Origin of the sequence: Methylorubrum salsuginis (assembly GCF_900114375.1) — a bacterium.
GTDB classification, from domain to species: domain Bacteria; phylum Pseudomonadota; class Alphaproteobacteria; order Rhizobiales; family Beijerinckiaceae; genus Methylobacterium; species Methylobacterium salsuginis.
Window position 1 is genome coordinate 1 of record NZ_FOSV01000050.1, and the last position, 7248, is coordinate 7248.

At 63.5% G+C, this 7248-nt stretch carries 6 protein-coding genes and 1 tRNA gene; 3 read left to right on the top strand and 4 right to left on the bottom strand.

The window, feature by feature from the left end:
• Positions 1 to 300, top strand: a 300-nt coding sequence (locus BM140_RS24810; RefSeq protein WP_131803978.1) for an integrase core domain-containing protein, incomplete at its 5' end; no start/stop codon positions are given.
• Between the two features lie 35 nt (positions 301 to 335).
• On the opposite strand, the gene BM140_RS25630 is transcribed toward BM140_RS24810, so the two are convergent.
• Complete coding sequence (locus tag BM140_RS25630; RefSeq protein WP_131803980.1) at positions 336 to 1667, bottom strand: DUF6538 domain-containing protein; 1332 nt, start codon at positions 1665 to 1667, stop codon at positions 336 to 338.
• 84 nt (positions 1668 to 1751) lie between these two features.
• Positions 1752 to 1827, bottom strand: a tRNA-Ile gene (locus BM140_RS24815).
• A 255-nt stretch (positions 1828 to 2082) separates the two neighbouring features.
• On the opposite strand from BM140_RS24815, the gene BM140_RS24820 reads away from it, so the two are divergent.
• Together BM140_RS24820 and BM140_RS24825 are read left to right on the top strand one after the other, a co-directional pair.
• Positions 2083 to 3195, top strand: coding sequence for a DUF4062 domain-containing protein (locus tag BM140_RS24820; protein ID WP_165616562.1), 1113 nt, complete (start codon positions 2083 to 2085; stop codon positions 3193 to 3195).
• 52 nt (positions 3196 to 3247) lie between these two features.
• Positions 3248 to 4414 carry a DUF2235 domain-containing protein gene (locus tag BM140_RS24825; RefSeq protein ID WP_091952121.1) on the top strand — a complete coding sequence of 389 codons (1167 nt, stop codon included), beginning with the start codon at positions 3248 to 3250 and terminating at the stop codon, positions 4412 to 4414.
• A 369-nt stretch (positions 4415 to 4783) separates the two neighbouring features.
• Here BM140_RS24825 and BM140_RS24835 read toward each other — a convergent pair whose 3' ends face one another.
• Together BM140_RS24835 and BM140_RS24840 are read right to left on the bottom strand one after the other, a co-directional pair.
• On the bottom strand, positions 4784 to 6010 hold the full coding sequence (locus BM140_RS24835; RefSeq protein ID WP_091952123.1) for a PDDEXK-like family protein: 1227 nt from the start codon (positions 6008 to 6010) through the stop codon (positions 4784 to 4786).
• A gap of 14 nt (positions 6011 to 6024) precedes the next feature.
• The gene (locus tag BM140_RS24840) at positions 6025 to 6759 is read right to left on the bottom strand and encodes a hypothetical protein (RefSeq protein ID WP_091952124.1); all 735 of its coding nucleotides are present in this window, start codon (positions 6757 to 6759) and stop codon (positions 6025 to 6027) included.
• Positions 6760 to 7248: the final 489 nt, after the last annotated feature.

The following is a 7248-nucleotide window of genomic DNA, read 5'->3' on the forward strand; positions in this document are numbered from 1 at the left end:
GAAATGATCGCGAAGGCGCTGCGCAAGTGGGTCGCCAAGGTCGGACCGCAGATCCAGTACATCGCACCCGGCTCGCCGTGGGAGAACGGGTACTGCGAAAGCTTCAACGGCAAGCTTCGTGATGAGTGCCTACGTCAAGAAATCTTCTACTCGTTGAGGGAGGCGCAGACTGTGATCGCCCTCTGGCAGAACACCTATAACCGCGTCCGGCCGCACTCGTCGCTGGGCTACCGGCCACCTGCGCCCGTCACCGTCCCGGATCGAGCCTTCCGGCTACCCATGGCCGCCACCATGCAGTAGCCTCTCAATCGGCTCGGTCCAAAATGCCGGTCAGGTCAAACAAACAACACTGGTATCCCATCTTTCTCGCCAATGTCACCGACGCGGAGCTGGCACACCTCGTTCAAGCGCATTCCATGAAACAGCGATAGTAGCGGAACCCAAAACCTTGCTCGCCGAGGCAGCATAGGTCCAGGCTTCGCATAGCCCGCCTCGTCATTCTGGCATCCGGTGTACAGTGGGGCGGAGAAAATACATTTAAGCTGTGCCGCGCTGAATGGCTCGCGTATTGTCTTTGAATTTTCCTCGATCAACAGTCCTGTGGCATAGTTCTTGGCAATCCATTCCTCCCGAACAGCCCAATTAAAAAGGGTTGCCATCTTTGTGAGGTGCGAATTTACCGTTTGGGTGTTCAGGACCGGTAAGCCCTTCTCTGTTGCGATCTCGGCCGCTACCATGAGGGTTTTCCCGGGGAAGCGCTTCGTCGCGTTGGGAGGAAGGGCACGGAATAGCTCTCGCACACGGCGAGCATGATCACGGGTGATCCTGTGGGTTTCAGTGTCGCTCCCGATCACCTCGCGCAGCGCGATAAAAACCATGCCGTAGTCTGCGTTGGTCTTATCGGTCCGGCTTCCCCGGCCAGGATCTGTGACAAAGGCCCTGATCAATTCGTCCAGCGTCCGTCGGTGCTCCACCACGCCGAGGACCGCAGGCGCTTGCAAGGAGCTTATGCCAATTCCGCCTACATCCCCTGTGATCTGAGCCATCCGATTGCGGTTGAGTGCGATCAAGCCCCGGCGCACGATGGCGGCAAGCTGGGAATATTGAGCCGTGGACGGATCAATCTGGGGGCGCCGGACACGACGCTGGATCCGCCCGCTGTTCGGTTCCGGCGGCGCTCCGGCGGCAAGGAGGAGTTGGTCCACCGTTCGATGAACGGTCGGCTCGTAGTCCTCTGGGTCCGGGCTGGTCAGGACGGTTCCCTCGGCCGTCAGCTCTTGCAGGATGGCGTCCCAGTCAACGAACCGGGTGTCGAGCGTTTCGCGTGAAGTGCGTGCAACGCGTTGCACGGCCTGCTCAAACCAGCGGAGAGCCAGCCCCTCAATCTCCCCCGGCGCAAGCCTCTCCAAGCGCCCAGACGCAAGTGAACGTCGAAGCGTTGCTGTCTCCGTTGCATGCTGCCGCGCTGCCTCGAACTGGCGCTCGATTGAGGCCTGCTCCAACCGGAAGCGCGCCAAAGCGATGCGGCGCTCCTTCGTCTTGAGACTGAGGACGATGTGGGAACGGCCAATGGCTTCCACGACATCGAGCGGCACGCGCATCCGAAGATAGAATGTGCCGTTCCGCTGGGTCAGGTTCGGTTGATGCGCCACGTTTCCATCCGCCATGTGTCACAGTCCCGTGTCACAGATGCGCCTGGAAACTCGTTATATCTGAAAAGCTTGTTGTGCCAGCGGCACTTAGAAGGAGCGTGGTGGGCCCGGCAGGACTCGAACCTGCAACCAGACCGTTATGAGCGGTCGGCTCTAACCATTGAGCTACAGGCCCTACAGAGCGAAAACGCCTAGGGAAGCGATACCCGAACACCCCCGTCTCGTCACCCCAGATTCCCCCAGATTCCCTCTCATTCCCGTCCATTCTCGTGCCCTAGAACCAACCGGGAACATGAGCCCGCCTTCAACGTTGAGGCGTGGGTGTGCGGGTAACCGCCCGAGCCGGACGACGAGCACCTGGCCCGCCTGCCCCAATCGATGCCCGGCTTCCAGCGGCCAGGCTCGACGCCGACCTGTGGGGGAGGCCGACGTGAAGGTTTTCGTCAGTTCGCTCATCACCGGGCTTGAGCCGATCCGCGCCGCGGCCCGGGCCGCCGTCAAGGGCCTCGGGTACGAGCCGGTCATGGCCGAGGACTTCGGGGCCCGTCCGACCTCGCCGCAGGTCGCGTGCCTGGACGGCGTTCGGCAGTCCGGCCTCGTCGTCCTCATCCTCGGCAAGGACTACGGCTGGAAGCAGCCCTCCGGCATCTCGGCGACCCACGAGGAATACCGCGAGGCGCGAGAGTGCCGTCCGGTCCTCGCCTTCGTGCAGGAGGGCGTCGACCGCGACCAGGACGAGAAGGCGTTCGTGCAGGAGGTGCAGGAGTGGGCCGGCGGCCTCTTCCGGGGCGGCTTCACGACGGCCGAGGACCTCCAGGCCAAGATCGGCCGGGCCATGCACGAGTACATGATGTCCCGCGCCGCCGGGCCGGTGGACGAGCGCTCCCTCCTCGAACGCGCCTTGTCGCTGCTGCCGGAGGAGCGCCGCAATTACTCAACCGGCGTCCGGCACTTGGCGGTCTCGGTCGCCTGCGGTCCCGCCCAGTCGATCCTGCGACCCAGCCAGATCGAGGAGCGCGCCCTGGCCGAGCACCTCGCGCAATCGGCGCTGTTCGGCCCGGCGCGCATCCTCGACCGGGGGAAGGGGAGCCGGGAGGCCATCGAGGACGGCGCCCTCGTTCTTCGACAGGGAGATGAGACGTCGGTCACCCTGTTCCCGCAAGGCGACCTGCGCCTCGTCCTGCCGCTGCCGCGCTCGGACGACATGATGGGCGGGGTCATCGAGGAGGATGTCGCTGCGCTGCTTGGGCAGGTGCTCCGCTTCACCGCCGCCACCCTCGACCACGTCGATCCGACCCAGCGGCTCACCCACGTCGTTCTGGCGACCTCGATCACCGAGGGGCGCATGATGGTCTGGCGGACGCGCCGCGAGGCGACGCAGAGCCGTGGCTCCGTGAGCTTCGGCTTCGACCACGACGAGCCCGGCCGGGTCCACCTGACGCCGGCCATGCGGACGCGCGCGGCCTTGCGGCACGACGAGGCGCACCTTGTCGAGGACCTAGTCACCCTCCTGCGCCGGGAATACCGCAGCAACTCGGACTGACGTCCGCCGATGCCGGCCGCCCGCGGTGGCGCGACATCGAAGGAGACCACCCTTGAAGCGCCTCGCCATCTTCCTCGACGGGACCTGGAACACCCTCGGCAACAACACCAACGTCTGGCGGCTCAAGTCGCTGTGCGATCCGCTGGCCGAGCGCCAGATGGTCTACTACGGCCAAGGGGTCGGGACCCGCTTCGGCGAGAAGACTCGCGGAGGCGTCGCCGGCTACGGGCTCGAAAACGAGATCATCGACGCCTACACTTGGCTCGCCCAGGCCTACGACGAGGGTGACGAGATCTTCATCTTCGGCTTCAGCCGAGGCGCTTACGCCGCCCGCAGCCTGTCCGGGCTGATCGCGAAATGCGGCGTGCTCCGTCCAGGGGCACCCCTTTCCATAGAGCAGCTTTTCGCCCGGTATCGACGGGCCGACGACAGAACGATCCGAAAGCTTCGGGCCGGCGACGGTGGCCCCCCGAAGGACATCGAGGAGCGCTGGCTGCTCGCCCACACCGTCGTGGCGGACATCAAGTTCGTCGGCGTCTGGGATACGGTCGGTTCGGTCGGCCATCCCCTGATGACCATGAAATCCCGGGTGAAGCGTTACCGCTTCCTCGACACTCACCTGCGCAAGGCCAACCTCCATGCCTTTCATGCGGTGGCCCTCGACGAGCATCGCAAGTCATTCGAACCCACGTTCTGGACGGTTACTACCCCGAATGGCGCGCCCGCGACGTCAGGCCGGACGCTCGACGAGGTCGAGCAGCGCTGGTTTGTCGGCGCCCATGCGAACGTCGGTGGCGGCTATTCGAGTGACATCCTCGCCCAAGCCCCGCTGCGTTGGCTGATGGACAAGGCCGCCCTGCACGGGTTGGCGTTCCGCGCGGGTTTCGAGATGGACCCCGTCGATCCGGCGGCGCCGATTGCCGATTCCTATGCTAACTTCACGCCGTGGTGGCTGCGTGCCGTAAGCAAGCCGTTCCACCGACCCGTAGGACCACCGGCAGCTACAGGCACCAAGCTCACGACGTCGAGGATCAACGAAACCATCGACGGTTCAGTGTTCGACCGCTGGCGTGAAAACCCCGATTACAGGCCGCCGGGACTTCAGGCTTGGGCTAGCCGGCGGGGCATCGACGTCGTCTCCCTGAGGAGGGCCGTGCGGGTCGAGGACGGCGCGTTTGTCGAGAGGCCGCCGCCGGGCCTAGCCGCCATGGTGTCCTAAGGGGGAAGCAGGACATGCTGATCGTGACCGCGTCCGAGGCTGTCGCCCAAAGCCGGTGCCTTGAAGTGCGATACGACGGTTACATCCGCGTCGTGGAGGTTCATGCCTGCGGCTACAGCCGTGACGGTAGGACGCGTTCCCGTGGCGAAGCATGTCGACGTCGAGGACCTCATGACCGACGACAAGCCGCGCCGCTCCGAGCGCTATAAGCCCAACAGCCGGAGCGGGAAGCATAAGCCTTCACTGCCCCGTCCGCCGAAGCCACGCGCCCCGGTCAAGCGTTAGGTCGGTCGCTCACCCCCTCCCTCATGAAATAATCCACCTCGAACTCGGCGACCGAATTACCGGTCGTTGGGACCGAGGCGGCCCTTAAGCGTCCTCGGCCTCAGAGGCGGCCACGATCTCCAGTACGGCCTTCGTCAACGCCGGCAGGTCCTCTTCTTGAAATACCTTCCAAGCTTCCTGGACAACTAATGCCCGCTGCTCGTCATCCATGAGTTTTCCTGCCGCCTGGCTAAGAAGGTCCTTCCCATAGATGGTCGCGAACTTTCCTCCCATCGGTTTCACTAAGCCCTTGAAGAGATGCGGCCGATTTTTGGCACCAAGGTAGAGACGTTCGCGGATTTCGTTCGGCGCCGGCCCGATTACAAGGGCAAGGCTTAAGCGGTATGAATAATTTTCATTATTATATGTCTGGACCAAGAATACCGCGCTTCGGCCCGTCCGAGTCCATAATGTTTGATCGCATGCATTGAGATCTGCAACGGACGTCCACGCTTTCGGAACGAACCCTACAGAGGTCGAGCTTACCCGATCTAAGGTCATCTCCGGGGTCTGCTCGACGAGGGTTTTGGCTGCTTGGAAGAAGTTGGCTCCATCGGGACGGCATTTGAGAATATAGTCAAAAGCCTCTTTGTGCCGTTCGTAAAGGAGACGCGCTAAATCTTGTAATTCCTGGTCAGGCACAATATGCCTCCTCAACATTACGACATAGTGGCGCAGGATCGTTCCTGTCTCGACGCCCGCCACTTGTTCATGTGCGAGCCCTTCGATCATCTTCGCCAAGTCTGCGTAATTCGTTGCGACGTAGACATCCTCGTCGGGAGCATGGCCATCTGGCGTGAGAAAGACGAATAGATGCCGCTCGCTAGGGAAGCGGGACTCGACAATCTTGCGGTAACGAGCAAGCTGGCCATCGCCGGCCTTTGCTCCAACCTTGTTCTCGATCAACACGATCAACCTGAGCTGTTTGATCTCGATCAGAAGGTCGATGTTGTTCCACTCTCGATGGATGACCGCTCCGTCGAGGTCGCCGACGAGCAACTCAAGGGCTCGGATCGGACGAGAGGCTTGCGGCATGCCAGCCAATGCCAAGCGAAGGAAACGAAGCAGAGGCTCGCTTCCAAGGCCGTGGTTGCGCGACGGGGACAGCATGAAGGCAAGGAAGTTCGAGTGCCGGAGCTCGCCCCGCACGGCTCCCATTGCCTCGAACAGATTGAAGCGGCCCATCCGTCGGTCGATGGCCTGGAAGTCGACGTCGTCGACTAGGTCGGCGAGTTTCTGCTCGATGTCCGTCGTCATGGCGTCCTGGGTCATCGCGGATGGGTGCCTCAAGCGGCAGTGGCGCTAATGGGCCTCGGCGCCAGCGCCGCGTTTACCGCCTCCCTGGCACGAATACCGAGGTGCTCGCGGCGATTGCCATTCTCTCCAAGCCAGTCGGGGATGAGGCTACCCTGGGATGCGAAGTGCTCGACGTGGACGAAGGTGACCGTGTCGTCGGCGTAGGCGACCTCGTTCACCGTACGCCAGCGTCCGGGCCGCGCTTGCTGGATAAGGGTGCGCGCCTGCCGGATGTAGTTCCCCTTGGTCCCCATACCGAACATCACAACGAGCCGTGTCGCAGCGGGAAGTTCTGCAAGGAAGCGGCTGGCGCAGTTCGACGCCACCTCCCGACCAAATTGGGTGGCGACAAAACCGTCCAGCATTGCGCCGCCCGTACCCTTCCATTCCTCACCGTCCCACCGCTCGACCGTGCAGCGAATGAGAGAGCCGAAGTGAAAACGTCCTGCGGGATCGGCGATAAGCCTGTCTACGGAGGTTCGCAGATGCCTGTCATCGCCGCCTTCTATTAGGCCGACATGGGCGAGGATCTTGCCGGCGGACAGTCGCCCGCCCTTGTAGGCAATCTGGTCGTGCGGTGTGGTCGCTAGCTTGCCAGCCTGCGTCGGGCCCTTCGAGAAGCCCAGCACAACGACCTCCGCGTTCGGATTGCCCCAGGCGAGTGGATTGGCCCTGATGCGCCAATCGCCGTCCTGGCTGAGCCGTTGCGTCCGGTCGAAGTTCACGCTCCCTCCGCCATGGCAAACGGTGCAATCGATGCGGCCGCTGGCCGGAAGGTTCGACGTGCATCCAAGTGAAATTGACATGTCGGCTCGCTTGGCTCCTGACGGCCTTTGGCTTCGAACGACGTAACAGGTACCCCTACGCGTTACGGCCTACCCGCCTGGCCAACGACTTGGCCCGGGCGCCGAGGGCGCATCGGAAGCTGGGCGCCTAAGCTTGAGCATAGCCCATCGTGGCCACCTGACGTACAGTGTCCGCGAATGCGTCAGCGAGGTTCGGTGGCGATGACGGCGTGCCCGGGTGAGCCCTACTTCCCCCATGCGATGACGGTCTGCGCGGACCTGGATTTCCGACCGATTGCTGCGATCTCGCTCGATGCGCGATGGACCCCCGAAGGTCGGGGGGGGGCGGGGGGGGGGGGGGGGGGGGGGGGGGGGGGGCGGGGGGGGGGGGGGGGGGGGGGGGGGGGGGGGGGGGGGGGCGCGACGCCG